Origin of the sequence: Thioalkalivibrio sp. (assembly GCF_041685615.1) — a bacterium.
Classification (GTDB): Bacteria; Pseudomonadota; Gammaproteobacteria; order Ectothiorhodospirales; family Ectothiorhodospiraceae; genus Thioalkalivibrio.
Genome location: NZ_JAWLFK010000013.1, coordinates 27741 through 53755, shown reverse-complemented (window position 1 = coordinate 53755; position 26015 = coordinate 27741). Strand labels below are relative to the sequence as shown.

27 protein-coding genes and 1 tRNA gene are annotated in these 26015 nt (G+C 64.3%); 4 read left to right on the top strand and 24 right to left on the bottom strand.

The window, feature by feature from the left end:
• Window positions 1-142 precede the first annotated feature (142 nt).
• The 14 genes from ACESLR_RS04460 to ACESLR_RS04395 form a co-directional block, all read right to left on the bottom strand.
• Window positions 143-832: a hypothetical protein gene (locus tag ACESLR_RS04460; RefSeq protein ID WP_373025244.1), complete on the bottom strand. Its 690-nt coding sequence runs from the start codon at window positions 830-832 to the stop codon at window positions 143-145.
• A gap of 74 nt (window positions 833-906) precedes the next feature.
• Window positions 907-2127, bottom strand: coding sequence for a flagellar hook-associated protein FlgL (gene flgL, locus ACESLR_RS04455; protein ID WP_373025243.1), 1221 nt, complete (start codon window positions 2125-2127; stop codon window positions 907-909).
• 10 nt (window positions 2128-2137) lie between these two features.
• On the bottom strand, window positions 2138-4024 hold the full coding sequence (gene flgK, locus ACESLR_RS04450; protein ID WP_373025242.1) for a flagellar hook-associated protein FlgK: 1887 nt from the start codon (window positions 4022-4024) through the stop codon (window positions 2138-2140).
• Between the two features lie 62 nt (window positions 4025-4086).
• Window positions 4087-5127 carry a flagellar assembly peptidoglycan hydrolase FlgJ gene (flgJ, locus tag ACESLR_RS04445; RefSeq protein ID WP_373025241.1) on the bottom strand — a complete coding sequence of 347 codons (1041 nt, stop codon included), beginning with the start codon at window positions 5125-5127 and terminating at the stop codon, window positions 4087-4089.
• Window positions 5127-6344, bottom strand: coding sequence for a flagellar basal body P-ring protein FlgI (locus tag ACESLR_RS04440; RefSeq protein WP_373025240.1), 1218 nt, complete (start codon window positions 6342-6344; stop codon window positions 5127-5129). The genes flgJ and ACESLR_RS04440 overlap by 1 nt, the downstream gene beginning before the upstream one ends.
• A gap of 27 nt (window positions 6345-6371) precedes the next feature.
• Window positions 6372-7070, bottom strand: a complete 699-nt coding sequence (gene flgH, locus ACESLR_RS04435; protein ID WP_373025239.1) for a flagellar basal body L-ring protein FlgH — start codon at window positions 7068-7070, stop codon at window positions 6372-6374.
• A 4-nt stretch (window positions 7071-7074) separates the two neighbouring features.
• Window positions 7075-7863 (bottom strand): flagellar basal-body rod protein FlgG, encoded by a 789-nt coding sequence (gene flgG, locus ACESLR_RS04430; RefSeq protein WP_373025238.1) that lies wholly within the window; start codon window positions 7861-7863, stop codon window positions 7075-7077.
• Window positions 7864-7897: 34 nt separating this feature from the next.
• Window positions 7898-8638 (bottom strand): flagellar basal-body rod protein FlgF, encoded by a 741-nt coding sequence (gene flgF, locus ACESLR_RS04425; RefSeq protein WP_373025237.1) that lies wholly within the window; start codon window positions 8636-8638, stop codon window positions 7898-7900.
• Window positions 8639-8670: 32 nt separating this feature from the next.
• Window positions 8671-9903: a flagellar hook protein FlgE gene (gene flgE, locus ACESLR_RS04420; RefSeq protein WP_373066718.1), complete on the bottom strand. Its 1233-nt coding sequence runs from the start codon at window positions 9901-9903 to the stop codon at window positions 8671-8673.
• A gap of 42 nt (window positions 9904-9945) precedes the next feature.
• Complete coding sequence (locus ACESLR_RS04415; protein WP_373025235.1) at window positions 9946-10623, bottom strand: flagellar hook assembly protein FlgD; 678 nt, start codon at window positions 10621-10623, stop codon at window positions 9946-9948.
• 309 nt (window positions 10624-10932) lie between these two features.
• The gene (gene flgC, locus ACESLR_RS04410; RefSeq protein WP_373025234.1) at window positions 10933-11352 is read right to left on the bottom strand and encodes a flagellar basal body rod protein FlgC; all 420 of its coding nucleotides are present in this window, start codon (window positions 11350-11352) and stop codon (window positions 10933-10935) included.
• A gap of 25 nt (window positions 11353-11377) precedes the next feature.
• A complete protein-coding gene (gene flgB, locus ACESLR_RS04405) occupies window positions 11378-11785 on the bottom strand; it encodes a flagellar basal body rod protein FlgB (protein WP_373025233.1) in 408 nt (135 codons plus the stop codon).
• A 215-nt stretch (window positions 11786-12000) separates the two neighbouring features.
• The gene (locus ACESLR_RS04400) at window positions 12001-12816 is read right to left on the bottom strand and encodes a CheR family methyltransferase (protein ID WP_373025232.1); all 816 of its coding nucleotides are present in this window, start codon (window positions 12814-12816) and stop codon (window positions 12001-12003) included.
• A gap of 488 nt (window positions 12817-13304) precedes the next feature.
• The gene (locus ACESLR_RS04395; RefSeq protein WP_373025231.1) at window positions 13305-14243 is read right to left on the bottom strand and encodes a chemotaxis protein; all 939 of its coding nucleotides are present in this window, start codon (window positions 14241-14243) and stop codon (window positions 13305-13307) included.
• Window positions 14244-14566: 323 nt separating this feature from the next.
• Here ACESLR_RS04395 and flgA point away from each other — a divergent pair, with 323 nt between their 5' ends.
• From flgA to ACESLR_RS04375, 4 genes are all read left to right on the top strand, one after another.
• A complete protein-coding gene (gene flgA, locus ACESLR_RS04390) occupies window positions 14567-15238 on the top strand; it encodes a flagellar basal body P-ring formation chaperone FlgA (RefSeq protein ID WP_373025247.1) in 672 nt (223 codons plus the stop codon).
• Window positions 15239-15344: 106 nt separating this feature from the next.
• On the top strand, window positions 15345-15659 hold the full coding sequence (gene flgM, locus ACESLR_RS04385) for a flagellar biosynthesis anti-sigma factor FlgM (protein ID WP_373066714.1): 315 nt from the start codon (window positions 15345-15347) through the stop codon (window positions 15657-15659).
• A gap of 28 nt (window positions 15660-15687) precedes the next feature.
• A complete protein-coding gene (locus ACESLR_RS04380) occupies window positions 15688-16173 on the top strand; it encodes a flagella synthesis protein FlgN (RefSeq protein WP_373025229.1) in 486 nt (161 codons plus the stop codon).
• 83 nt (window positions 16174-16256) lie between these two features.
• Entirely contained in the window at window positions 16257-16973 is a 717-nt protein-coding gene (locus tag ACESLR_RS04375) for a flagellar brake protein (RefSeq protein WP_373025228.1), read from the top strand.
• A gap of 75 nt (window positions 16974-17048) precedes the next feature.
• Here ACESLR_RS04375 and ACESLR_RS04370 read toward each other — a convergent pair.
• The 10 genes from ACESLR_RS04370 to ACESLR_RS04325 form a co-directional block, all read right to left on the bottom strand.
• Window positions 17049-17125 (bottom strand) — tRNA-Pro (locus ACESLR_RS04370).
• A gap of 273 nt (window positions 17126-17398) precedes the next feature.
• Window positions 17399-17755: a MerR family transcriptional regulator gene (locus ACESLR_RS04365; protein WP_017942009.1), complete on the bottom strand. Its 357-nt coding sequence runs from the start codon at window positions 17753-17755 to the stop codon at window positions 17399-17401.
• Window positions 17739-18038 carry an integration host factor subunit alpha gene (locus ACESLR_RS04360; protein WP_017942010.1) on the bottom strand — a complete coding sequence of 100 codons (300 nt, stop codon included), beginning with the start codon at window positions 18036-18038 and terminating at the stop codon, window positions 17739-17741. The genes ACESLR_RS04365 and ACESLR_RS04360 overlap by 17 nt, the downstream gene beginning before the upstream one ends.
• Window positions 18039-18041: 3 nt before the next feature.
• A complete protein-coding gene (pheT, locus tag ACESLR_RS04355; RefSeq protein ID WP_373066710.1) occupies window positions 18042-20402 on the bottom strand; it encodes a phenylalanine--tRNA ligase subunit beta in 2361 nt (786 codons plus the stop codon).
• Entirely contained in the window at window positions 20402-21430 is a 1029-nt protein-coding gene (gene pheS, locus ACESLR_RS04350) for a phenylalanine--tRNA ligase subunit alpha (RefSeq protein ID WP_373025226.1), read from the bottom strand. The genes pheT and pheS overlap by 1 nt, the downstream gene beginning before the upstream one ends.
• Window positions 21431-21619: 189 nt before the next feature.
• Window positions 21620-21979, bottom strand: a complete 360-nt coding sequence (rplT, locus tag ACESLR_RS04345; protein WP_373025225.1) for a 50S ribosomal protein L20 — start codon at window positions 21977-21979, stop codon at window positions 21620-21622.
• Window positions 21980-21999: 20 nt separating this feature from the next.
• Entirely contained in the window at window positions 22000-22197 is a 198-nt protein-coding gene (gene rpmI, locus ACESLR_RS04340) for a 50S ribosomal protein L35 (RefSeq protein WP_017942014.1), read from the bottom strand.
• A gap of 102 nt (window positions 22198-22299) precedes the next feature.
• Window positions 22300-22818 carry a translation initiation factor IF-3 gene (gene infC, locus ACESLR_RS04335; RefSeq protein ID WP_373025246.1) on the bottom strand — a complete coding sequence of 173 codons (519 nt, stop codon included), beginning with the start codon at window positions 22816-22818 and terminating at the stop codon, window positions 22300-22302.
• Between the two features lie 22 nt (window positions 22819-22840).
• Entirely contained in the window at window positions 22841-24757 is a 1917-nt protein-coding gene (thrS, locus tag ACESLR_RS04330) for a threonine--tRNA ligase (RefSeq protein ID WP_373025224.1), read from the bottom strand.
• 143 nt (window positions 24758-24900) lie between these two features.
• Window positions 24901-25884 (bottom strand): MBL fold metallo-hydrolase, encoded by a 984-nt coding sequence (locus ACESLR_RS04325; RefSeq protein WP_373025223.1) that lies wholly within the window; start codon window positions 25882-25884, stop codon window positions 24901-24903.
• Window positions 25885-26015: the final 131 nt, after the last annotated feature.

Below are 26015 nucleotides of genomic sequence, written 5' to 3'. Positions count from 1 at the left end.
CCCCCCCGTACACCACTTTCGACAGTAACTCGATACAAAGACAACCCCCCTTCTGCGTCGAGCCCGGCCCAGGAATATCTCCCATCCCGCCGCGATGAACACATCGGACCCGGAATGGTGCGTTACCCGGCAGGAAGCTCCCTCAGCGTGCGAGTTCCAGGGCCAGTTCGCCATCGTGCACTTCGATGGACTCGATCCCGGCGCGCAGCTGCTGGAAGGCCTCCAGCCCGAGCAGGTCCTCCTCCTTCAAGCCACCCAGCCAGGCATCCGGCAGCGGGATTCCAGCCACACTGACACCCACCAGGCGCGCGTGCACCTCCCCCTCGTCGGTCTCGAAGTGAACACCCGAGCGCACATTGAGAACGCGCCCGCCCAGCAGAGGGACGTCCGCCGGCACATCGATGCGCACCCGGGTGCTGACCTGCCCCGGCGTCAGCCGGATCGCCACCCGGCCGGCCAGGTCGGGGTCCCGGGCAATAAGGGCGTTCAGCTCGCGCTCGCTGAAACGCACCACCCGCGCCTCGGCCCGTTCCTCGTAAAGCTCGGGGACCAGCGGCTCGGCCTCGGCCTCGAGATCGATGATCGGCTCGCCGGGGACAGCGTCTGGCCGGGGCTCGGCGTCGCGCGGTCCCAATGCCTGCAATTTGGCCTCCAGCTCCGCCTGCTCCTCGATATTCAGGTTCACCGCCTCGGGCTCGCCCGACTGCAGGTGGATCACGCCCCAGAAACCCGCCCACAGTGCGGCCAGGATCAACAGGACAATCAGGTAGCGCGGGGGACGCCCGGTTGAGCGGTACTGGATGGGCGCGGAGGGTTCGTTGTTCTTCGCCATGCCGGACTCTCGCTGATCACAATGGCGTCATGGTCGCACAAAGGCACGACATGATCCGCCCGAACCCGGTTTGATCAGAGAAAGTCGAATAACGACAGGCGGTTCACCTGGGTATAGGTCTGCTGCGCGGCCTGCAGCGCCACCTGCTGCTGGTTGAAGCGGCTGATCGCCTCGGCATAATCGAGATCCCGGATCTCCGACACCGCACTGTTCAGATCCACCAGCCGGTCCTCATTCAGGTCCTTTTGCTCGTCGAAGGTCTTCAGGCGTGAGCCCACCTCGGCCCGGATATCGCTGAAATTGCCCAGAACCGCATCCAGGTCGGCCAGTGCGGTGTTGCTGGCCGTCGCCAGATTGGCCCGGCTGTTGCCGCTGGCACCCCCTTCTTCCAGCGCCGCGATGATCGCATCCAGCGTCTCGAACACACTCTTGTTCTCGGCCGGGCGGGATTCCACCTCGTCCCCGATCTCGGGGGCTCCACTCAGGGTGATGGAACGCCCCTCGAAGGAAATGGCCTCGCCGGGGACATATGGCCCGTCGGCAACCGTATTGCCACCTTCATCCTCGACCACGTATCCGGTCTCGCCGTTCCCCAGATCCTCGAAGGTGATGGTGTAGGTCTCGTCGGTCAGTGCAGCCGAATCGTTCACGCCAGTCTGCTCGACCACGAGACGACTACCCGCCTCCCGGTTCGTCACCTCGGCCCCGACACGGCCGTCATTCTCCGGAACATCCATGAACACGCGCGCACCGGTATCCCCCACCGGGACGTTCCGGTTGGCCGAGATCGCGACTTCGCGGACACTCCCCGATCCCTCCGCCCCTTCGTAGCGCACCGCGCCATCGCCATCCTGCTCGAAAGGCTGCTGCTGCGACTTCGTACCGGCAAAGAGGTACTCACCGTTCGGGTCCTTGGTGTTCGCGATGTCGAACAGCCCGTCACGCAACTGACGCAACTCGCCGGCAAGATAACTGCGGGTCTCGTTGGTCTGGGAATCGTTGTTGCCGGTCACGACCAGTTCCCGCGCCCTCTGCAGCAGGTCCGTACCGCTCTGCAGAGCCGATTCCTCCTGTTGCAGGCGCGGCTGGGTGTTGTCGATGTTGCGCTGGTACTGCTTGGTGGCCTGGATAATGCGCTCGAACTGATTGACCTGCGTGGCTCCGCTCGGATCATCGGACGGCGACAGGATGCGCTCGCCGCGTCCCATCTGCAGCGAGGTCCGGTTCAACTCGGTCTGACCGCGCTGGATCTGGTCGATGCCGGTCTGGAAGATCTGGGTGGTCGAGATGCGCATCATCGTATCCCTAGCGGCGGACCGCACCGAGCAGTGAATCGAACAGCGAATTGCTGACCGAGATGACCTGGGCCGCTGCCTGATAGGCCTGCTGGTGGCGGATCAGGTCCGCCGCCTCCTCATCGAGATTGACACCGGACACCGCCTCGCGCTGCGCCTCCGCCTGCTCCAGCTGTGCGTTCGCGGACTCCTCGGCCACCTGCGCCTGGCGCGTGCGCGTGCCGACATTCGCCAGCAGGCTGTTGTAGCCATCCCCGAACGTGCGATCACCCCCGACCAGCCGTTCGTCCGACAGGTCATTCATCGCCAGCATGTTGCGGTTGTCGCCCGGGTGCCCCTCGTTGCTGCCAACCTCGAAGGTATCGCCATCCGCCGGGGTGCCGCGGATCTCCATCTCCCAGCCATTGGCGCTGATCGTCGTCACTCCGTCGGGATCCAGTGCGAACGTGTCCCCGTTTACCGAGAACTCCTGGGCCGCCCCGTCAAACGTCACGACCGCATCATCCAGGAGAGCACCATCATCCGCGTCCACCGCCTGGACCGATCCGATGGTCGCATTCCCGGTATTGTCCGCACCGGCATCGGCCCGCACCGCGGCGGCGGCCGCAATGCCGGAGGGATCTGTCATCTCCACCGACAGGTCACGAGCCCCGTTGCGGGTCGGCTGAATCAGCCATTCGTCGCCGCCCTGGGCGCCGGTCAGGCCATCGACATCGATTACGAGCCCGTCGACGGGATCCGCCACATTGTTACCATCGAGGTTCAGCGTGCTCGTCTCGCCATCCGAGAGGCGCGTGAGCTGGTAGTCCGTGCCATCGAAGTCCAGGCGATAATCCGAAGTCGTCAGGTCGCGGGTATCGCCGAACGTCACATCCGGCGTCGCGTTCAGGCTGTTCCCCGGAAATCCGCGCACGGCCGGGCTACCGGTGTCGAAGATATCCGCGCCCAGCTCGTCGTTCAGATCCAGACCCAGGTTGTTCTGCTGGTTGTACTCCTGGCCGATGCTGGTCGCGAGGCGACCCAGGGTATTCTGGGCCTCGTCGATAATCCCGGTGCGGGTCTCCAGCAACGCACCCAGCTCGCCACCCTGGATGAAACGGGAAATGTTGACCGGATCCCCGCTGGTGGCCAGCCCGATGTCCGGCGAACTTGGGTCGCCGGTCAGCGACTCCGCCACCAGTTCGCGGTTGTTGCCGCCCAACACCAGGGCCTGACCGTTGCCTACAAAGACATTGACCGCCCCGTCATCCTGCTCGGTGATGCGGACATTCACCTTCTCCGCCAGCTCATTCAACACACGGTCGCGCTGGTCCAGCAGATCGTTCGGGGTGCCCTGGGTGGACTTGGCCACGATCTCGCGGTTAAGCCCGGCGACCGCCTCGGTCAGCGAGTTGATCTCCTCGACGTTGGTGTCGATCTGGCCGTTGATGATGTCGCGCTGCTCTTCGATGCGCCGGTCGATCGCGCCGAACCGCTCCGCCAGGGACTCGGCCTCGGTCAGGAAGACCGTACGCGCGGCGCTGGAGGTCGGGTCGTTGGCCAGGTCCTCACCGGCGTCGAAGAAGCCCTGCAGCACCGGCGTCAGCCCCGAACTGGAGCTACCCAGCAAATCGTCGATGCGACCGGCCAGCGAGGCCTTCAGCTCAGCATTCGACTGATCGGAGATGGAATTGCGCAACTGGGTGTTCACAAAGTCGTCCGAGATGCGACGAATCGTGTCCACCTGCACGCCCTGGCCCTGGAAGCTGCCCCCCAGGAACTGCGGCGTCTGATTGGACAACTCGGTGCGCTGGCGGCTGTAGCCCTCGGTCGCCGAATTCGCGATATTGTTGCTGGTGGTCCCGATCGCACGCTGGAACGCCAGCAGCGCCGAGGTCCCGATACCGGACGCACTCATGCCCGTACCTCCCGCGACAACGCCTTCTCAGCAAACGGACTGGACCATTTCTGCTTCATGCTCTACCCCTCGGTACGGGTAACGGCCGCGTCGGCCGCGACTTGAGTCGATCCACTGCCCTGGTGTGCGGCCAGCTGCTCGCGTACCTGCAACACTTTGTCCGCATAGGCCGGATCCGTCGCATACCCGGCATCCTGCAGCTCGCGGATGTACTGCGCGTCATCCCCGGCCTGCAGGGCCCGGTGGTAACGCGGATTGTTGCGAATGAACTCGACGTAATCGGAGAACGACTCGGACGGATCGGCATAGGCCCGGAAGCGCGCCTGTTCGCGCTGGGTAACCCCCTCGCGGAACTCCAGCGTCCCCACGGATACCTGATCGCCACTCCAGCCACTGTCCGCCTTGATCCCGAACAGGTTGAAGCTCGGCTGGCCATCGGCCCGCGACGGCACGTGCTGACCCCATCCGGTCTCCAGCGCGCTCTGTGCCAGCAGGATGCCGGGCTCGACCCCGAGCTCGGCCGCGGCATCCCGCGCCAGGGGTTCGAGGGTCTGCACGAAATCGGCGGCATCCCGCGGCGGCCAGGCAATCGGCGCCGGTTGTACCACCCCCGGTCGCGCGGCTTGTGGGCCGGTAGACTCGGGCCGCTGTGGCGCCACCGGCTGTCCATCGCCTTCGGAACCGTCCTGCAAGGCCCGCAGGGTGTCCAGCTCCGAGCGCCGACGCGGCAGTTCGAGCCCCGCCTGGCGGTCGGGGTCGTTCAGAGTCTCGGGGGCGGCGGGCTGCTGGGCAGAGAGTTGGCGCATCAGGGCGTCGCGCAGGCCCATGCCGTCACCCTGGCTCATGGCCTTCGCGAACTCCTGATCCTGCATCTCCTGGTACATCTTGCTCTGCTCGTTGTCGAACAGGCCATCGCCCAGCGAGGCCTCGCGCATCTGCTTGAGCATCTGGCCGATCAGCATGGCCTCGAACTCGCGGGCCACTGCTTCCAGTCCGTTCTGATCGCCCGAACGCGCACCCCGGGCCAGGTCCTGCAGACCACTGGGGTCCGACGCCATGGCCGAACGGGCCTGCATCTGCGTATCAATGCCCGCGCCGACCATCAGATCACCACCAGCTCCGCGCGCAGCGCACCGGCCTCGCGCAAAGCCTCCAGGATCGCGACCAGATCGCCGGGGGCCGCGCCCACGTTGTTCACCGCCCGAACGATCTCGTCCAGCGAGGTACCCGGGTCAAACAGGAACATGGTGTTGTCGCCCTCCTCGATATCGATGTCGGTATCCGGCTGGACGGCAGTCTCGCCCTCGCCGAGGGGCGCCGGCTGCACCACCTGGGGCGCCTCGCTGATCGTCACGGTCAAGCTGCCGTGGGATACGGCGGCAGGGGTCACCTGCACGCTGGAACCGATCACCACCGTCCCGGTACGCGAGTTCACGATCACCCGCGCGGGCGGCGCGCCACGTTCGATCGGCAGGTTCTCCAGCTCGGCCACGAATCCCACCCGCTGATCCGGATCCGACGGTGCGCGAACCTGCACGGAAGAGCCATCCATGGCATGCGCCACACCCTGACCGAACGTATCGTTGACGGTCTGGACAAGTCGGTTCGCGGTGGTGAAATCCGGGCGACGCAGATTCAGGGTGACGTGATCCCCCTGGGCAAAAGCCGTCGGGACCTCGCGTTCTACCATCGCCCCGTTGGGGATCCGACCGACGCTCGGTACATTCACGGTGATGCTCGAGCCATCACTACCCTCGGCGCCGAATCCACCCACCACCAGGTTGCCCTGGGCAATGCTGTAGGTCTGCCCGTCCGCGCCCTTGAGCGGCGTCATCAGCAGCGTCCCGCCGCGCAGGCTGGTCGCGTTACCCATGGACGACACGGTCACGTCGATCCGCTGCCCGGACTTGGCGAACGGCGGGAGTTCGGCCGTGACCATCACCGCCGCCACGTTGCGCAGCTGGGGATTGCCGGCATCGGGCGTCAGCCCCAGCTGCCCGAGCATGTTGTTCAGGCTCTGTACGGTGAAAGGGGTCTGGGTCGTCTGGTCCCCCGTGCCGTCGAGGCCGACGACCAGACCATAGCCGATCAGCTGGTTATCGCGCACACCGGAGACACTGGCCACATCCTTGACCCGCTCCATGTAGCTGCGCTCCTGCAGGGCGGCCTGCTGCTGGATAGCAGTCTGCGCGGACACCGAGGGACTTGCGACCCCTGCCACCAGAACCGCCACCAGGAGCAGCAACGCGATCCGGCGCCAGTCACCGAGCTGCGCGCCTCGACGTTCGGAGCTGCGCTGTTTGGAGGGTATGGAATCCATGTCGTACCTCGCCACGGGCATGCCGGGTCAGAAGGGCCAGATCGCGCTGTTGAAGAAACGCGTAATCCAGCCGGGGGTATTGCTGTCCGCCAGCACGCCGGAACCACCGTAGTACACGCGGGCGTCGGCCACCTGGGTGGAGAGCACTGTGTTGTTCGTGGTCACGTCCACCGGACGCACGATGCCCCGAAAGCGCACGTACTCCTCGCCCTGATTGATGCCCAGCCACTTCTCGCCCTGCACCACCAGGTTGCCATTCGGCAGCACCTCGGCCACGGTCACGGTGATCTCGCCATCGAGCTGGTTGCTCTGCGAGGAGTCCCCGGAGCCGTCGAAGTCGCGCGAGCTCGAGTTACTGGCTCCGAACAGGGGACGCCCGTTGAAGGTGGCCTCGCGACCGAAGGCCGACAGGTTGCCCAGCTCGAGATTGGAATCCTTGCCGGTGGCTGTGGACGCCGACTTCTGCGCGTTGGTGCTCTCCTCGAGTATCACAGTCAGGATGTCGCCGACGTTGCGCGCCTTGTAATCCTCGAACAGGCCCTGGGAATGTGCGGCCTGGTAGATGCCACCATTGTTCTGCGACTGCGGGACCGGCTGCGCCGGCATCACCGGCTGGTAATCCGGGTTGTCGTTCGGCTTGGTGCTCTGGGTGGCGGCGCAGGCGGACAACAGCAATGCCGCGGTCAGGGCGAGCAACGGGCGAAGAACGGTTCCGAGACGTGTCATCACATCACCCGATCGTCTGGTTGACGAACTGCAGTGACTGGTCGGCCGCCGAGATCGCCTTGGAATTGACCTCGTAGGCGCGCTGGGTCTCGATCATGTTCACCAATTCTTCGGCGATGTTCACGTTCGAGGTTTCCAGCGAGCCCTGCACCACCGTTCCGGTGCCATTCAGCCCCGGCAGGGACTGCTGCGCCACGCCCGAAGCCGCCGTCTCGCGGAACAGGTTCTCGCCCACCGCCTGCAGGCCGGCCGGATTCACGAAATCCGCCAACTGGATGTTGCCCAGCTCCACCGGCTCCGCCTGGCCGGGGATCTGCGCCGTCACTGTGCCGTCCTTGCCGACCTCCAGGGACTGGGTGTCCTCCGGGACGAACAGGCCCGGCTGCAGCGGGTAGCCATTGGACATCACCACCTGGCCGTCCGAGTTCAGCTGGAAACTGCCATCCCGGGTGTACCCGACGTTGCCATCCGGCAACAGGATCTGGAAGAAGCCGCGGCCCTCGATGGCAATATCCAGCGAGTTCTCGGTCTGCTGCAGGTTGCCCTGCTCGAACATCTTCTCGGTGGACACCGTCCGCACCCCGGTACCGATCTGCAGGCCCGAGGGCAGCTGCTGGTCCTGCGTGGCCTGGGCACCCGGCTGGCGCACGGTCTGGTAGATCAGGTCCTCGAAAACCGCCCGGTCCTTCTTGAAGCCCGTGGTATTCACGTTGGCCAGGTTGTTCGAGACCGTCGACATGCGCGTGTGCTGCGCGTCGAGGCCGGTCTTGGCGATCCACAGTGCCTGGTTCATGGTGTTCTCCTGTCGTTACTCTCGAAGCCACGCATCAGCCGAGGCCGAGCAGGCGGTTGCTGCTTTGTTCCAGCGTGTTGGCGCTATCCATCATCTTCACCTGCATCTCGAAGTGTCGCGAAAGCTCGATCATCCGCGTGAGCGCCTCGATGGTGTTCACGTTGCTGCCCTCCAGCATCCCGGAGACGATCCGCACCTCGGCGTCGGCCGGCGCCTCGCCGCCTTCCGCCATGCGGAACAGGCCGTCATCCCCCCGCTGCAGGTCGTCCGTGTCCGGGTTGACCAGGCGAATGCGTTCCACCGCCGCGAGGGCCTCGGGACCGACTCCCAGCGGGCGCACGCTGACCGTTCCGTCAGTGCCGATCTCGATCTTCTCGGCCGGCGGGATCGCAATGGGCCCGCCATCGCCCAGCACCTGATGGCCCTGCGCGGTGCGCAGCATTCCAAAGGCATCCACCTGCAGCGAACCGGCCCGGGTGTACCCCTCTTCACCGTCCGGACCCTGTACCGCGATGAAGCCCTCGCCCTCGATGGCGATGTCCAGATCCCGGCCGGTGCTCTGCATCTTGCCCTTGCTGAAATCCACCGCCTCGTTGCCGACCTGGGTGTAGTCGCGCGAGGCGTATCCGGGGCCGCGGACGGGCACGGTGTCTGCCGTGGCCAGCGCCTGGCGAAAGCCGTCGGTGTTGGCATTGGACAGGTTGTGATTGTTGATGGCCTGTGCGTGCATCGTCTCCTTCGCACCGGACATCGCGATGTACAGAAATCGATCCATGCTCAAGCCCTCGTCAGCGCCTTATCCGCCCCTTAGCGGATATTAATAATGGTCTGAGTGACCTGGTCGGCCGTGGAGATCGTCTGCGCATTCGCCTGGAAGTTGCGCTGCGCGGTGATCAGGTTCACCAGCTCCTGGGCAATGTCCACATTGGACGCCTCCAGCGCACCAGACTGAATGGTGCCCAGATTGCCGGTCCCGGGTGCCGCGAACACCGGCTCGCCCGCCGAAAAAGTCTCGGCCCAGTTGTTGTCCCCCACCTGTTCCAGCCCCTGCGGATTGGTAAAGTTGGCCATTGCAACCTGGCCCAGGACGGTCGACTGGCCATTGGTAAAGCGGGCAAACGCCACGCCGGATTCATCAATGTCCACGCCGGTGAGACGACCCGAAGCAAACCCATCCTGGTTCAGATCGTTCACCGCGAAATCGCCGCCGTACTGAGTGGTCTCCCCGAAATCCATTTCAAAGACCAGATCGTCGGCACCGTTCCCGAGATCGGCGCTCGGCACCGTGACCTCTGCGGGATCCGGCTGAACATCGTCGAGGGATCCACTGCCATCGAAGGTCAGATCGAACGAGTCGTATTCCTGACCGTCCACGCCAACATGGGCGGTCCATTCAAGATCATTGGCCCCCTTGACGAAGTAGATGTTGGCGTCGCGCGATGTGCCCACCGAATCGTAGAGCGTCAGGGACGTCGAAAAGTTGTAGGTATCGGGATCGTTCAAGTCGAACGGTGCAGCCGAGGGCTCTTCGGCGTCGGAACGCAAATTCAGCAAGGCCTCGACCGACGTAGTCGCGCGGGGCGGTGCTTCGCCGGACTGCAAGCGGATGTCTTCAAGCTGCCCTGTGTTGAAATCCGGATCCGCGCTGTTCGGGTCCTGCGGCGGGTAGCCCTGCAATTCCTGACCCTGATTGTTTACCAGAAAGCCATCGCGATTGACCTGGAATTCGCCCGCCCGGGAATACACCGTGCTGCCCTGGTCGTTCAGGGCGAAGAAGCCCTCGCCATTGATAGCCAGGTCCAGGCCGTTCTCGGTGAACTCGGTACGCCCCTGCGAGAACTGCTGGGTCACCGCCTGCAACCGTGTGCCGGAGCCGATCGCCGTCTGGCTGATGCCACCGAAGCTCTGGGCAAACACGTCGCCGAACTCGGCCCGCGAACGCTTGAAGCCTGTAGTCCCCGAGTTGGAGACGTTGTTGCCAGTGGTCTGCAGATCGGCCTGGGCCGCGTTGAGTCCGCTCAATCCGATATTGAAGGGCATGGTGTCTTTCCTCCTTGGGGTTCTTTTGTCGCAGGCGGGCGCTCAGCCGCCAATCCGCCGTACATCCGAAAAACTGATCTCGCCCAGGCCCTGCACGGTCAGTGCCAGCCCGGAGTCCTCATCGACCGCGACGCTGTCCACGCGGGCATCGAGGAAGGTATCCACGGCCTCGGACTCGGTCCCCGAACGCGCCGTAGCCTTGAACTCGTACACGCCCGGCGGGGCAAAGGTCCCGTCATCGCGCATGCCGTCCCAGCTGAACTCCTGCAGGCCACTGCCGGCGGCGCCGAGGTTCATGCGCCGGATGCGCTCGCCATTCGGGCTGTACACATCGACCTGCAGCTCTTCCGTGCTTTGCTCTAGATCCACCGCCCCGTTGACCATGCCGTCAGGTCCCAGCTCGCCGAACTCCACCGGCACCAGCACATCCTTGCCCACCAGTGACGCCGCCTGTAGCGTCTGGTTTTGCCCCATCGACTGCGCAAGTTGCTCGAACGACTTGGACAGCTCCTCGATCCCGGTCACGGTGGAGAACTGCGCCATCTGGCCGATGAACTCGCCGTTTTCCATCGGCTCCATCGGGTCCTGATTCTCCAGCTGAGTCGTCATCAGCTTGAGGAAGTCGGACTGGCCGAGGCGGTCCATCTCGCCTTCTTCCGGTTTCTGTTGCTGTCTCGAAAGGCCCAGGCGGTCCAGCATTTCGGGGGATATCTGTGTCATGACGGCTCCTCCAGGGAAACACTGATTAATGTACGCAAGCGCGCTCGAGTCGCTTTTGCGTGCGAACAAGGCGCGCTGACCGCCGTGCAGTCATTCTGCACAAGGGAGCCGCAACGCCGTGCGCGCGCCCATTTTCGTCAACAACGGGCGGGCGAGCCCCTGCTTTCAATTGTTTGTGGGGTTGGCACCCCAGGTACCCCGATCCTGCGGTGCGCCGCTTGCGGGTAAAACCACTACCCGCCGCATGGCGCGCCTCGTCTCGGAAAACCTGGGATACCAACGCGAGTGTGTACATTGATCAGTGCTTCCCTAGCCTTGGCCGATCTGCAACGTGCGCTGTAGCAGCTGACGCGAGGTCTCCATCACCTCGACGTTGGCCTCGTAGTTGCGTGAGGCGGACATCATGTTGGCCATCTCCTCCACCACGCTGATGGCGGGCCGAAAGATATAGCCCTCCTCGTTCGCCTGCGGGTGGTTGGGCTCGTAGTGGGCATGCGGCGCCGCCTCCGACTCGCTAACGCCGGCCACCCGCACTGCAGTGGCCGAGCCATTCGGATTGGCCTGGTCCATCACGCTCTGAAACAGCACCTGCTTGGCGCGGTAGGCCTCGTCCGCATTGGACGCCGCGGTGTTCGCGTTGGCCAGATTCGAGGACACGGTGTTCAGGCGCACCGACTGCGCCGACAGCGCCGAGGCAGAGGTATTGAACAGACTGAAGAGGTTGCTCACGACATCGATCTCCCGATCAGGCCGATCAGCGATCGCCCCGCAGGGCGTCACGGATGCCGGAGACCCGGCGGTTGAGGAATTCCAGACTGCTCTGGTACTGCACGGCGTTCTCGGCAAAGGCGGCCCGCTCCATCTGCGGGTCCACCGTGTTGCCATCCAGCGATGCCTGCGACGGAACGCGGTAAAGCGCCTCGGCCGGCCCGTTCGTGGCACCGGCGGTGGGATCGATATGCGCCGCCTGACTGCGCGCCATGGGCAAGGTAGTGCCGCCCCCGGATGCGGATTCGAGTACCGAGCGGAAATCGATGTCCCGCGCCTTGTAATTCGGTGTGTCCGCGTTGGCGATGTTGGACGCCAGCAACTCCATACGCTCTGCCCGCACGTTGACCGCCTGCGGCAGAATGCCCATCGCCTTGTCGAGAGAGAGACTCATGCCTTCCGTCCTGTCCGTCGTGACGGACCCTCGCTTGGAGAACGGGGACACAGCCATTGCGCCCCTTGCAGCGAAGGTGATGCAAACGCTATGCCATCACGGACGGGTCGCCCGAACGGGCCAGGAGGTTCCGGGGACGGCGACGCGGGGCTGAAGAAAGCCATCGCCCGCTTTGCACGGGCGCTCCGGGGATACCGCCCCGTGGCGGAACTACATCAGGATTTCAGCCGCAGGACCGATCCATACTCGGTGCGAACGGTTTCGAAGGCCTGGGTGTAGGGCCCGGCCGTCTCCGAAGCGCCAAGAAACAGATACCCGCCCGGATTCATCTGCCGGGCAATACCGTCAAGAACCTGTCGCTTGGTATCGCCCGAGAAATAGATGAGGACATTGCGGCAGAACACCAGATCGAACTTGCCCAGGGCCGCGTAGCTGTCGATCAGGTTGAGCTTCTGGAAGCGGCAGCGACGCTGGACCTCGGGGACCACCTTATGTCCGTCTGCCACGGTCTCGAAGAAGCGTTCGCGCCGGCTCTCGCTGAGGCCACGCACAATGCTCAGTCCGTCGTACACCGCCCGCCGGGCATCGTCCAGAATCTTTTCCGACAAGTCCGTCCCCAGGATGGAGACCGGCACCTTGCGACTCGGGCGCGACTCCTCCCACTCCGAGACGACCATGGAGATGCTGTAGGCCTCCTGGCCACTGGAACAGCCCGAAGACCAGATCTTGATGCTGGTGCCCGGCTCGGCCAGTTCCGGGAGCAGCACCTGGCGCAGGATGTCGAACGGAAAGCCGTCGCGAAACCAGGAGGTTTCGTTGGTGGTCATCGCGTCGATCACACGGGTGCGCAGCCGCGGGTTCGGCGCCTGCCGCATCGCGTGCAGGAGCTCCGGAACGCTTTTGAAGTCAAACTCGTCGAGGAGACGCGAGAGGCGGCTGGACACCAGGTATTGGCGACTGTCACCCAGCACCAGACCACAGCAGTCCTGCAGGAAGCGGGAAAACTCTTCGTAGTCGCGGGAATCGATCACCCGTTCATCCCCCAAGGAAACACCGATGAGTGTACACGCTCGCGCTCGAGTCGCTTTTGCGCGCGAACAAGGCGCCTCGACCGCCGTGCCGGCATCCTGCAAAAGGGGGCTGCAACGTCCTGCACACGCCCGCTTTGATCAACATCGGCCGGCCGGGCCCCATGGGTTTGGTACCTCAGGTTCCTCGATCCTGCGTTGCGCCACGTGCGGATAGCACCACTACTCACTGCACGCCGCGCCTGGGTTCGGAGAGCGTGGGGTACCAACGCGAGTGGGTACGGTCATCAGCGTTTCCCTAGCGCCGTCCAGCATGGTCCGGCATCCAGTGACGAATCCTTGACAGCGGCACCTACGCCGCAAAACCGGGACAACCCCCGTGATTCGGGCCCCAGTATACGGGGTCGCGCCCTCGTCACGACAGATACGGGTACGCGGCCTTGCACCGCCGTACCGCGCTTGCCGGGCGGCAAATCCGTTCCGCCCGGAAGTCATTCGCCCTGCCGATCCTCGCGCCCGGTCTGATCCAGCACCGCATTCGCCAGCTCGTCCGGGTTGAATTTCGACAGGAAGGCATCGGCGCCAGCGCGTTTGACCATGTCGGTATTGAACTCGCCGCTCAACGATGAATGCAGCAGCACCTTGAGATCCTTCAGCTCCGCATGGTCCCGGATGCGGGCCGTCAGGGTGTAGCCATCCATGCGCGGCATCTCGATATCGGAGATCACCAGCTCGATCTGGTCCCGCACCAGCCCTTCTGCCGCCTTCTGTTCCAGAAAGTCGAGTGCCTCCTGACCATCCTTGAAGACCTCGTACTCGAACCCGAGCCCGCGGATCGCACCCTCGATCTGCTTGCGGGCCACCACCGAGTCATCAACGATTACGACCTTGCGCCCGCCCTCCACCGTGGCATCCGCCCGGATGGACTCGGAGACCTCCGAAGGCAGCGGATTGACGATGGAGAGTACCCGCTCGACATCGATGATCTCGACCAGCTTGTTGTCGATCTCGGTGACCGCCACCAGGAAGGATTCACGCCCGGTCCCGCGCGGAGGCGACTTCACGTCCTGCCAGTTCACGTTCACAATTCGATCCACGGCCGACACCCAGAAACCCTGCACCGACCGGTTGAACTCGGTGACCACTACCTTCTGATCGCCGGTCTCCCCCGCGCCGACCCCTCCGCGCAGGCCCATTGCCCGGGCCAGGTCGATGATGGGCACAGTACCACCGCGCAGTGTCGCGACACCGCGTACCACGCTCATGGACCCCGGGATCTGGCGCAGCGGCGGCGACGGGATGACCTCGCGCACCTTGAACACGTTGATTCCGAACGTCTGGGCGCCCCCCAGATGGAACAGCAGCAACTCCATCCGGTTTTGGCCCACCAGCTGTGTCCGCTGGTTCACATCGTCAATGAATTGACTCATGGTGCTGCTCTCCTTGTCCCGCGGCCGCGTGCTGCGGGCAGGTTTCGAGGGCCAAGTGTGCACCGCGCAACCCCGGCCTGTCATTTGCATTGGCTTGAATGCGCCTGCTGGCGCCGCCTTGCTGGGATAACGGCGGCGGCGCCCGGGTCTTGAATCCCGCGCGTCTCACCGCTTGGCACCAAACCTGCATGGCCATTGATACGTGTTGCGACTGGCCGCCCCGCGGCCGGCGAATGACGCCGCCCCCAAAGGGCGAGGACCGAAACATGAACCAATCGCCAACGTGCATGCTCCGACCGGGCCCTCTCGGGCTGCTGTTGCTCATGGCATTGTTCCCGTTGTCGGCAACGGCGCTGGCAGAGATCCATCCGGTGGCGGAGATCCGCCAGGCGGCCGAGGAGTTCCTGCTGCAGGAACTGGACGCCGCGAACGCCGAAGAGATCAACATCGAAATCGGTCAGCTCGACGACCGTTTGCGCCTGGCCTACTGCAGCGACGGCCTGAAAGCACGCTTCCCTCCCGGCGGTCGTCGCGACGGAAACACTGCGGTCCACCTCCAGTGCGCCGGCCCCGTCACCTGGCAGCTGTATGTCCCCGCGACCGTGGAACGCTACGCCCAGGTACTGGTTGCCAGCCGTACCCTGCCGCGCCAGCACACGCTCACCAACGGCGACCTGCGCTTCCAGCGAATCGAGACGTCGCGTCACGCCGGCAGTTATCATGAGGACAAATCGGCCCTGGTCGGGCAGCAAACGCGGCGCAGCATGCGACCGGGCCAGATCATCGGCACCCAGCATGTGACCCAGCGGGAGATCGTCAGCCGTGGCCAGCGCGTGACGCTCCTGGCGGAAAACGGGTCCATCGCGATCCGAATGCAGGGCGAGGCCCTCGAGAACGGCACTCGGGGCGATCGCATCCGGGTGAAAAACACCTCCTCCGGACGGGTCGTGGAGGGCGAGATCCAGCCCTCCGGACATGTCCGGGTCTCCCTCTGAAAGCCGGTCTGTGACGCGTATTACACATTCGAATGCCGCGGCACTACAGTTTCAGACATTCCGGCCGTAAACAATTGCAGCACAGTTACAACGACAGGACGGCACAATGGATATCAAGGGCCTCAATTCGAACAACCTGCGCCCCGACAGCCAGAGTTCCACGGTCAAGGGCCGAGAGGACAACAACGGCGCAGCCAACCGCACTCAGGGTGCGGACAACACGCCGGCAACCGGCAACGACTCACTGACCCTGACCGGTGCGGCTCAGGCCATCAGCTCGGCGGCCGGCGCGAGCGACAGCGCGCCGTTCGACACCGCACGGGTGGCCGAGTTGCGCGAGGCGATTTCCAACGGCAACTATCCGGTGGACAACGAACAGCTGGCCGATCGCATGATCGACCTCGAACGCCTGCTGCGCTGACCACGGACAAACGACGGGACCCGACGCCATGAATGCCGACTCGCGCCATCGCTTGCTGCGCTCGCTGGAGGCCTCGATCCGGCTGGCCCACCAGCTGGAAGAGGCGCTGCTGCAGGAAACGCGCGCGGTCGAGGCGCGCACGCCCGAGACCCTGCAGGAAATCGTGACCACCAAGCAGGGGCTCCTCCAGGACCTCGAAACCGAGACGCATCAGCAACGGGAAATCGCCGAGACCGAGAACGAGTCATTTACGCCCGAGGGCATGGCCCGTCTCCTGTCGCGTCTGGACGATGGTGCCGTGCTCAAAGACCACTGGCTGGCCCTGCGCCACTCCATCGAACGCTGCAACACACTCAATCAGGGGAATGCGCGGCTGATTGATCGTGATCGCCAGCGCGTCGATCTGTCCATGCAGATCCTGCGGGGCGAAGAGGCCGGCCCGGCCGCGACCTACGACCCCTACGGCCGCACCCGTCCCAACAGCCGTGGCGGACGCCGTATCACGCAAGCCTGATGCAGCTTTTTCCCGCTGGTGCTGGCATTTCCCGCCACCGACCAGTACCTTGCGTCCTCACACTTCACTAACGCCACGGACGCATGGACGACACCGACTATACGGTCGACAAGCCGGACCGGATCGCCGGCATCCTCAAGGACCTCGACCACAAGCTCACCCTGGTGAGCGTCCGTCTCGATGTCGACGGACCGCTGTACACCTCGGCCCTGGTGCGGCTTGATCCCGGGGCCAGGGAACTCTTCCTTGACGAGCTGAACCCGCCCCGCGCGCACCAGCAGGTCACCGCCGGCATGTCGCTTCGCGTCTTCGCCGCCCTGCGCGGGGTCGCGGTGCGGTTTACTACCACGGTCGCACGAATCGAGCAGGAACAGGGCGGTGCCCTGTACGCCTGCCCTTATCCCGACACACTGCAGTACCTCCAGCGCCGGGAGACCTTCCGCGTCCATATCCCCATGGCCCAGCGCCCGCAGGTCGAGCTGCGCACCCCGTCCTGGAAGGATCCGGTGATTGGGGAACTGGTCGACCTGTCGGGACAGGGCATGTGCATCGAATTGCCGACCTCCACCCTCGACACACTCGAGATCGGCTCCACCCTGGCGTTCGCGAACCTGCTACTCCCCGATGTGAGCGAACGGCTTTCGGGTGACCTGCGTCTGGCCAACCGTCGGCGCAGCACGCGCGACGGCTACGAGTACGCCGGATTCGAAGTCGTCGGGATGACCCAGTGGCTGGAACGCCAGACCAACATCGCCCTGCTCCACTATCAACGCGAGGCGCGGCGACGTTCAATGGAATAGCCCCTGGTCCGGTCGGGCGAAGCTACGGACACGAAAAAGGCCGCTTTCAAGCGGCCTTTTTCGTTGATTGCTGTTTGGTCGGGACGGCAGGATTTGAACCTGCGACCCTCTGCACCCCATGCAGATGCGCTACCAGACTGCGCCACGCCCCGAAGCCGCGAACTATATCCGATTCCCCGCCTTCACGAAAGCACCCGTCACCACCTGTTCCCGTCACGACCGCTCTATCCATTGAGCTGGAACTTTGCCAAGCACGGGATTGATTTTTTCCCACAGAGGAAACCCGTTACGGGTGGCGAGAGAGTGAAGAAAGCCCAGTTCGGAAAGTCGCGAAGCCCAATGGATCCGAATCAGAAACCGCAGCATGCGATGAGCGTGGCGAATTGCCTCAACACAACGTCCTGCCGCCTTCCTGGACCGGAACCTCAGGCGCGCAACACCCGCAATACGGATTCAAGTTCGGAGATGGTGTCCTGGATGATTTGCTGGGCCTGATGCCGGTCCCCCTTCGCCTCGTCACCGGAGAGTTTCTGGCGCGCACCGTTGATGGTGTAGCCCTCCTCGTACAGCAGGGCCCGGATCTGGCGAATCAGGATGACATCCTGACGCTGATAATAGCGTCGATTGCCGCGCCGCTTGACTGGCGCGAGCATCGGAAACTCCTGTTCCCAGTAACGCAGCACATGCGGCTTGACCTGGCATAGCTCCGCCACCTCGCCGATGGTGAAGTAGCGCTTGCCCGGGATCGCGGGCAGTTCCTGGTGGTTACTCGCCTCCAGCATAGCTCTCTACCCGTTCGCGCAATTTTTGTCCCGGGCGGAAAGTGACCACGCGGCGCGCCGAAACCGGAATCTCCTCGCCCGTCTTGGGATTCCGCCCCGGCCGTTGATTCTTGTCGCGGAGGATGAAGTTGCCGAAACCGGAAAGCTTCACGCCCTCGCCCGACTCCAGCGACTGGCGCATCTCCTCGAAGAACATCTCGACGAATTCCTTGGCCTCGCGCTTGTTGAGACCCAGTTCCTCGTTTAGCACGGCGGCGAGATCCGCCTTGGTTACAGCTGCCATCGGCTATTGTCTCAGGGTTGCGTTGAACCGGGCCCGGAGATGCTGCACCACCGCATCGGTGACACCAGCAACGTCCTGTTCACCTAGGGTGCGATCAAAAGCCCGTAAAATCAAGCCCAAAGCGAGGCTCTTTTCGTCCGGATTCAAGCCCTTGCCCTGGTAGACGTCGAACAGGCGAACGTCCTGAACAAGCTCCAGGTCCATTTCATCGATGGCCGCCAGAACGTCACCCGCCGCCACCGACTCGGACACCACAAGCGCCAGGTCCCGGCGAATCGACGGATACGACGACAACGGCGCGAATTGCGCCACCGGCGCGCGCACCACAGCCACCGCATCCAGATCGAACAGGTAAACGGGGTCCACGTCGAAACGCTCGCACAACGAGGGATGCAAACGGCCAACCCAGCCGATCGCCTCACCATCCACCAGGACCCGCGCCGACTGGCCATCATGCAGCGCCGGGTGACGCTCGGCGCGAAAGCCGAGTCGCCCGCCCACGCGTTCGCACAGGCCCTCCACGACCCCCTTGGCATCGAAGAAATCCAGCTCGCGCGCCGCACCCTGCCAGAATTCCGGGTGCGCCCGTCCGCCGAGCAGGCCTCCCAGCCGCCCCTCCTGCCGCAGCCCCGAGGCATCGGGCACAAAGCGCAGGCCATGCTCGAACAGGCGAAAATCCGATTGCTGACGCGCCTGATTGTAGGCCGCGGTGGTTACCAGCCCCGGCCATAGGCCCGGGCGCATTACCGCAAGATCCGCAGAAATCGGATTGGCCAGCGCCAGCGGTTCGACGTCGGGATAAAAGGCCTGGGCCGCCTCGCGCGCGACAAAACTGAAGCTAATGATCTCGTGGAAGCCCTGACGGGCAAGGCCGCTACGCAACGACCGCAGCCCCGCATCCGGGGTCGCGGGCGCCGCCGGCTCCGGGAGCGTCTGCGGCAGGGCATCGTAGCCGTGCACCCGCGCGAGCTCCTCGATCAGGTCCTCCTCGCGCTCGAGATCGAAGCGTGCACGCGGCGCATGCACCAACCAGCCCCCGTCGGTGGTCGCCACCAGACAGTCGAGTGCGCGCAGGATCCGCTCCACCTCGAATGGCTCCAGAGTCACTCCGAGCAGGCGCTGAATACGACCCGGACGCAGAGTGATGGCGGACTCGCCGTGCGAGGTCGGTGTCTCGCCCACCTGCTCCACCGGGCCGCACTGTCCGCCGCAGATCTCCAGCAGCAACTGGGTCGCGCGCTCCATGGCCTGCGACACAAGGGTGGGATCGACGCCCCGTTCGAAGCGGTGAGAGGCGTCGGTGTGCAGACCATGGGCACGCGCCCGGCCGGCCAGTGCCCGCGGCGTGAAATGTGCGCACTCGAGGATCACCCGGGTGGTGGCATCATCGACCGCACTCGCGGCACCCCCCATCACGCCGGCGAGCGCCAGCGGGCCCTCGGCACTGGCGATGACCACATCCTGCGGAGAAAGCTTCACCGTATGGTCACCCCCGAGCAGGGTCAGGGACTCCCCTTCCGCGGCCCGGCGCACCACGATCGGGTCGCCGGTGCGTTCGGCATCGAACGCGTGCAGGGGCTGACCCAACTCCAGCATGACGTAGTTGGTCACGTCCACGATGGCACTGAGCGGCCGCACACCGGCGCGACGCAGCCGTTCCGTCATCCACAACGGCGTCGTGGCCTGCGCATCCAGCCCTTCAAGGACCCGGGCTGCATACAGCGGACAGGCCTCCAGGTCGCGCACATCCACACCCACCCGGGCCGGGCTGGCCACCCCCGCGACCGACGCCACAGGCGCCTGCAGCGGGCGGTCCAGTAACGCCGAGCATTCCCGCGCAATGCCGCGCATCCCGAGGCAATCCGCCCGGTTCGGGGTCAGGTCCACTTCCAGAATGGTGTCGTCCAGCCCCAGCGCCTCGCGCAGATCCTGTCCGGCCTCCAGGGTCGCCGGCAACGCCAGCAGTCCCGCGGCGTCCTCGGAGAGTCCCAGCTCGCGCGCCGAGCAGAGCATGCCTTCGGAGGCCACCCCGCGCAGCCTGGATCGCTTGATCCGAAAATCGCCCGGCAGGACCGCGCCAATCACGGCCACCGGGGCACGCATCCCCTCGTGGACATTGGGCGCGCCGCAGACGATCGTCAGCGGCTCCGCCTCGCCCGCCTCCACCTGGCACACGCGCAGACGGTCGGCATCCGGATGCGGCTCCACCGACAGCACATGGCCTACCCGGACCCCAATGAAGTCCGGGGCCGCGGGTTCCACGGCATCCAGCTCCAGGCCCGCCATCGTCAGGCGATGACCCAGCTCCAAAGGAGTCTCGTCAATCTGCAGCCATTCCTGCAGCCATTGCACACTGATACGCATTAGCCTGTCTGCCCGAATTGCCCGATGAAGCGGATATCGTTGTCAAAGAACAGCCGGAGATCCTTCACCCCGTGGCGCAGCATCGCCATGCGCTCGACCCCGAGACCAAACGCGAACCCGGTGTACTGCTCGGAATCAATTCCGACGTGGCCGAGCACGTTCGGGTGCACCATCCCGCATCCCATGACCTCCAGCCAGCCGGTGTGGCTGCAGACCCGGCAGCCTTCGCCGCCGCAGTGCACGCACTGGATATCCACCTCCGCCGAAGGCTCGGTGAAGGGGAAGTAGGACGGCCGGAAGCGCGTGGCGAGATCGTCACGATCGAAGAAGGCCTGGAGGAACGCACTCAGCACTCCGCGCAGATTCGCGAACGTGATGTCGGTATCCACGCAGAGCCCTTCCACCTGGTGGAACATCGGGCTGTGAGTCAGATCGGAGTCGCAGCGATACACGCGCCCCGGCGCGATCACCCGCAGCGGCGGCGGTTGCTGTTCCATCGTGCGGATCTGGACCGGCGAGGTATGGGTGCGCAGCACGCGATGGGCATCGAAATAGAAGGTGTCGTGCATCGCGCGCGCGGGATGATGCTCGGGGATGTTCAGGGCCTCGAAGTTGTGAAAGTCGTCCTCGACCTCCGGGCCCTGGGCGACGCGGAACCCCAGACCCGCAAAGAAGTCCTCGATCCGTTCCAGGGTCTGGGTAATTGGGTGAAGCGCCCCATCCGGAACAGGTCGCCCCGGTAACGTCACGTCGACCTGCTCGCCCGCCAGCTGTTCCGCCAGTGCGCTCTGCGCCAGTGCCTCCTTGCGCGCCTCGATCAGGCCGGCCACCTCGGTCTTGGCCTCGTTCACTTTCTGCCCGGCTGCCGGCCGGTCCTCCGCCGGCAGCTTGCCCAGCTCCTTGAGCTGGGCCGTGAGCACGCCCTTCTTGCCAAGATAGCGCACCCGGACCTCGTCCAGCGCCTTCAGGTCCGTGGCGCCTTCGACGCGCTCGCGCGCCTCGGCGACCAGCTGTTGCAGTTGTTCCACGTCTTCCCCCGCCTGGTACGGGCCTCCCCGGCCCCTGTTCGCCTGCCAGGCAGCAGCCCGCGCTTGGGGGGACCGCTGCCTTGCCGGCGCCTCGTTTCGTGTTCCCGAAACAGAAAAGGGAGGGCATTGACCCTCCCTTCTCGGGACCCGCCGACAACCGTCGACGGGCAGTCCTTCATGCCCTGCGGCTCAGGCCGGCAGCGCAGCCTTGGCCTTCTCCGCGATCTTGCCGAATGCGGTCAGGTCGTGCACGGCCAGATCGGCCAGGGTCTTGCGGTCGATCTCGATCTCGGCCTTGTTCAGACCGTTCATCAAACGGCTGTAGGAGAGATCGAACTGACGGGCCGCCGCATTGATGCGGACGATCCACAGCGACCGGAACTGACGCTTCTTCTGGCGACGGTCACGGTAGGCATACTGACCGGCCTTGATAACGGCCTGGTTGGCAACACGGAAGACGTTCTTCCGGGCGCCGTAATAGCCCTTGGCTTGCTTCAAGACTTTCTTGTGGCGGGCGTGAGCGGTTACACCGCGCTTGACTCGTGGCATGTCTCGATTCCTCGGTCAGTTCAACGGTACGGCAGCAGCTTGCGCACGGCCGGGGCATCCGACTCGTGCACCATCGCCGGACTGCGCAGGTGACGCTTACGCTTGGTAGGCTTCTTGGTCAGGATGTGGCTACGGTGCGACTGAAACCGCTTGAACTTCCCCGACCCGGTACGGGTGAAGCGCTTGGCCGCACCCCGATTGGTCTTGATCTTTGGCATTGCTCTCTCCGGCATTTTGGGCCGTACCCGCTACGGGCCGACCGTTTATGGGAGGATCGGCAGGTATGCGGAGACCTGCGCAATCCTTGTTGTCTGACCGGGCTACTTCTTCTTGCCGGTCAGCACCATGATCATCTGGCGCCCTTCCATCTTCGGGCGTTGTTCCACGACCGCGATATCGGCCATGTCCTGCTCGATCTTGTCGAGCAGCTCGCCGCCCAGCTCCTGGTGGCGCATCTCGCGCCCGCGGAAGCGGATGGTCACCTTGCCCTTGTCACCGGCCTCGATGAAGCGGCGCAGGTTGCGAAGCTTGACCTGGTAGTCGCCCTCGTCCGTGCCCGGACGGAACTTCACTTCCTTGATCTGGATCTGTTTCTGCTTTTTCTTGGCTTCCTGCGCCTTCTTCGCCTGTTCGAACTTGAACTTGCCGTAGTCCATGATCCGGGCCACGGGTGGCTCGGCATTCGGCGAGATCTCGACCAGGTCGAGACCCGCTTCCTGGGCCATTTCCAAGGCCTCTGCAGTGCTGCAGACACCGCGATTCTCGCCTTCGGCATCGATCAGCCGGATTTGCGGACAGTTGATCTGATCGTTCAGGCGGACCGTTTTTGCTGCGCTAATAGCCTTCTCTCCAGTTCAAGGTTCAGTGTTGGCGAATGGCAACCTCCTCCCGGAGGCGCTCGCCGAAGGCCTCGAGGCTCATGACCCCGAGGTCTTCCCCGCTTCGCGTACGCACCGCGACCTGCCCGTTTTCCATTTCCTTGTCGCCAAGGACCAGCAGGTACGGCACGCGCTTGAGCGTGTGCTCGCGAATCTTAAAGCCGATCTTCTCGTTTCTCAAGTCGGACTCGACCCGGAAACCCTTGTCCCGCAGCGTCTTCGTGAGCTCGCGGGCGTAGTCGTCCTGGCGTTCGGTGATCGTCAGCACCTCAGCCTGAACCGGGGCCAGCCAGGTCGGGAAGTGACCGGCGTAGTGCTCGATCAGCACACCGAAGAAGCGCTCCACCGATCCCAGCAGGGCGCGGTGGATCATGATCGGGCGTCGCCGCTCGTTGTCCTCGGCGACGTATTCCATGTCGAAACGCTCGGGCAGGTTGAAGTCCAGCTGCACCGTGGAACACTGCCATTCACGGCCGATCGCATCATGGATCTTGATGTCGATCTTCGGCCCGTAGAAGGCGCCTCCACCCTCGTCCACCGAGTATTCCAGCCCCTTCTTCTCGATCGCCGAACGCAGCGAGGCGGTCGCATGCTCCCAGATCGCGTCGGAGCCAACCGCATCCTCGGGCCTGGTCGAGAGGTTCACGTCGAACTTCTCGAAGCCAAAGGTCTGCAGGACCTCGAGGGTCAGGTCGATCACACCCATGACCTCGGCCTCGATCTGATCCTCGCGACAGAAGATATGGGCATCGTCCTGGGTGAAGCCGCGCACCCGCATCAGCCCGTGCAGCGCCCCGGACATCTCGCGCCGGTACACCGTACCCATCTCCGCCCAGCGCAGGGGCAGGTCGCGGTAGGAATGCAGCCGGTCCTTGTACATCAGCACATGGAACGGGCAGTTCATCGGCTTGAGCTGGAAGGATTGGTGCTCGTCCTCCATCGGCTCGTACATGGATTCCGCGTAGAAATCCGCGTGGCCGGAAGTCTTCCACAGTTCCAGGTTCGCGATATGCGGCGAGACCACGAAATCGTAGCCGGCCTTTTCATGCATGTCGTACCAGTATTTTTCGATCTCGCGGCGGATACGCGCGCCCTTCGGGTGCCAGAACACCAGGCCACCACCGGCCTCGTCCTGGATCGAGAACAGGTCCAGCTCCTGGCCGATCTTGCGGTGATCGCGGCGCTCGGCCTCCTTCAGGCGGTCCAGGTGTTCCTTCAGCTGGTCCTTGTTCGGCCAGGCGGTGCCGTAGATGCGCTGCAGCATCTCGTTGTCGGAGTCGCCGCGCCAGTAGGCTCCGGCCACCTTGGTCAGCTTGAAGGCCTTCAGCTTGCCGGTGGACGGGATGTGCGGGCCCCGGCAGAGATCGACAAAATCGCCCTGCTTGTACAGCGAGATGTTCTCGCCCTGCGGGATGCTCGCGATGATCTCGGCCTTGTACTCCTCGCCCATGTCGCGGAAATACTGGACCGCCTCGTCGCGGTCCATCAGCGAGCGTTCCACCGGCAGGTCCTGCTTCGCCAGCTCCTTCATGCGCTTCTCGATCTTCTCCAGATCCTCCGGCGTGAATCCGCGGTCATAGGCGAAGTCGTAATAGAAGCCGTTCTCGATGGTCGGGCCGATGGTCACCTGCGCGTCGGGAAAGAGCTGCTTGACCGCCTGTGCCATCAGGTGCGCCGTCGAATGCCGGATGATCTCCACCCCCTCGGGGTCCCGGTCGGTCACGATCGCGACCTCCGCGTCGTCGTCGATCTCGTGGCGGGCATCGACCAACTGTCCGTTCACCTTGCCGGCCAGGGTGGCCTTGGCAAGGCCCGGACCGATGTCCTTCGCCACGTCCAGCACGGTGACCGGGTGATCGAACTCGCGGCGGCTGCCGTCGGGGAGGGTGACTGCGGGCATTGCGAGGCTCCTTCGCCGACCCATACGCGGGGTCGAACGTCGCTTGTAAGAGTGGGGGTCGCCACAAATGACAACGCCGCGAAGCCTATCACAGGCGTTGCGGCGTCGGCAGTTTTCCCGGCCGCAGGCCGGGATTCCGGAGGCTACATATTGCCTTCGATGAACAGGTAGGTCCGGTTCACGTTCGGACGGTGCCAGTCATCGTAGTGGCGCAGATGCTTGAACTGTTCCAGATCCTCCAGGCGATCGACGACCTCGCTAAGCGATTCCCAGTCCTCGATACCTGCCGTCACCTCGCGCACGAGGAGCTCCAGGTAATCGCCGGTGTCCTCGCGCGCCTCGGCCATGTCGGTCGCGCGGCCGTGCCCCGGCACGACGATCTCCGGATCGATGGATTCCAGGTGCCGGAAGGCCTCCAGGTTTTCCACCGGGTTGCTGAAGGGATGGATGCCCAGCATGCGCTCGGTATAGACGATGTCACCGGTAAAGACGACGTCCTCGCCCGGAAGGTGGACCATGATGTCGCCCGGGAAGTGGGCATCCCCGGCATAGATCAGTTCGAAGTCCACACCGCCAACGGACAGGGTGTATTCATCGGCATCGATGGGCTCCGGTGCCGGAACAGGCTCGGTACCCTCCATTGCCTCTTCACCCACGGAGTTGGCCAGCGATGCGATCTGATCCTCGCCACGTTCGGCCTGGGTGCTCGCGGTCCGCTGCAGCGCAACCAGCTCCGCCCCATGCTCCTGGAAGTAGCCGTTGCCCAGCCAGCGGTGATCCTGGCTGCCCACCGAGATCACGTGCGTGATCGGCTTGTCGGTCACCTCGGCAATCGCCTCCTCCATGCGCTGGGCGACCTTGTAGCTCGGCCCCGAATCGATCAGCACCACGCCTTCGTCCGTCACCACGAAGCCGGTATTGTTGGTGAAACCCAGATTGTTCGGCGTCCGGTTCTCGAGCGAGCCGTAAAAGTAATGGACCCGGTCGGTCAGCTGAATCGGCTCCAGCACCTTCTCGATCGGACGATCAAGCGGCTCTTCCTCCGCCTGGGCGGCCATGCCGAGCCCCATCAGGCCCAGTGCGAGAAACGCCGCCTGACCCTGGCGCAACAGAACATTCAATGTCATGGAAAACTCCTTGTGAGACCTTCGCCCCGGGTCCGCCAGCCAACACGGCGCAATGACGAGTTGATCGATTTGCGCTTCAGACTGTAACCGGCGGCACTCGTTCCCGAGCCTCGGGCCAACGGGTACCCTGT

Coding starts and splice junctions, on each gene's coding strand:
- ACESLR_RS04460 (WP_373025244.1), bottom strand. CDS start 832: ATGGCGAAGAACAACGAACCCTCCGCGCCCATCCAGTACCGCTCAACC.
- flgL (WP_373025243.1), bottom strand. CDS start 2,127: ATGCGCATCTCGACCACCCAGATCTTCCAGACCGGCATCGACCAGATC.
- flgK (WP_373025242.1), bottom strand. CDS start 4,024: ATGAGTGCGTCCGGTATCGGGACCTCGGCGCTGCTGGCGTTCCAGCGT.
- flgJ (WP_373025241.1), bottom strand. CDS start 5,127: ATGGTCGGCGCGGGCATTGATACGCAGATGCAGGCCCGTTCGGCCATG.
- ACESLR_RS04440 (WP_373025240.1), bottom strand. CDS start 6,344: ATGGATTCCATACCCTCCAAACAGCGCAGCTCCGAACGTCGAGGCGCG.
- flgH (WP_373025239.1), bottom strand. CDS start 7,070: ATGACACGTCTCGGAACCGTTCTTCGCCCGTTGCTCGCCCTGACCGCG.
- flgG (WP_373025238.1), bottom strand. CDS start 7,863: ATGAACCAGGCACTGTGGATCGCCAAGACCGGCCTCGACGCGCAGCAC.
- flgF (WP_373025237.1), bottom strand. CDS start 8,638: ATGGATCGATTTCTGTACATCGCGATGTCCGGTGCGAAGGAGACGATG.
- flgE (WP_373066718.1), bottom strand. CDS start 9,903: ATGCCCTTCAATATCGGATTGAGCGGACTCAACGCGGCCCAGGCCGAT.
- ACESLR_RS04415 (WP_373025235.1), bottom strand. CDS start 10,623: ATGACACAGATATCCCCCGAAATGCTGGACCGCCTGGGCCTTTCGAGA.
- flgB (WP_373025233.1), bottom strand. CDS start 11,785: ATGAGTCTCTCTCTCGACAAGGCGATGGGCATTCTGCCGCAGGCGGTC.
- ACESLR_RS04395 (WP_373025231.1), bottom strand. CDS start 14,243: ATGAGTCAATTCATTGACGATGTGAACCAGCGGACACAGCTGGTGGGC.
- flgA (WP_373025247.1), top strand. CDS start 14,567: ATGGCATTGTTCCCGTTGTCGGCAACGGCGCTGGCAGAGATCCATCCG.
- flgM (WP_373066714.1), top strand. CDS start 15,345: ATGGATATCAAGGGCCTCAATTCGAACAACCTGCGCCCCGACAGCCAG.
- ACESLR_RS04380 (WP_373025229.1), top strand. CDS start 15,688: ATGAATGCCGACTCGCGCCATCGCTTGCTGCGCTCGCTGGAGGCCTCG.
- ACESLR_RS04375 (WP_373025228.1), top strand. CDS start 16,257: ATGGACGACACCGACTATACGGTCGACAAGCCGGACCGGATCGCCGGC.
- ACESLR_RS04365 (WP_017942009.1), bottom strand. CDS start 17,755: ATGCTGGAGGCGAGTAACCACCAGGAACTGCCCGCGATCCCGGGCAAG.
- ACESLR_RS04360 (WP_017942010.1), bottom strand. CDS start 18,038: ATGGCAGCTGTAACCAAGGCGGATCTCGCCGCCGTGCTAAACGAGGAA.
- pheT (WP_373066710.1), bottom strand. CDS start 20,402: ATGCGTATCAGTGTGCAATGGCTGCAGGAATGGCTGCAGATTGACGAG.
- rplT (WP_373025225.1), bottom strand. CDS start 21,979: ATGCCACGAGTCAAGCGCGGTGTAACCGCTCACGCCCGCCACAAGAAA.
- rpmI (WP_017942014.1), bottom strand. CDS start 22,197: ATGCCAAAGATCAAGACCAATCGGGGTGCGGCCAAGCGCTTCACCCGT.
- thrS (WP_373025224.1), bottom strand. CDS start 24,757: ATGCCCGCAGTCACCCTCCCCGACGGCAGCCGCCGCGAGTTCGATCAC.
- ACESLR_RS04325 (WP_373025223.1), bottom strand. CDS start 25,884: ATGACATTGAATGTTCTGTTGCGCCAGGGTCAGGCGGCGTTTCTCGCA.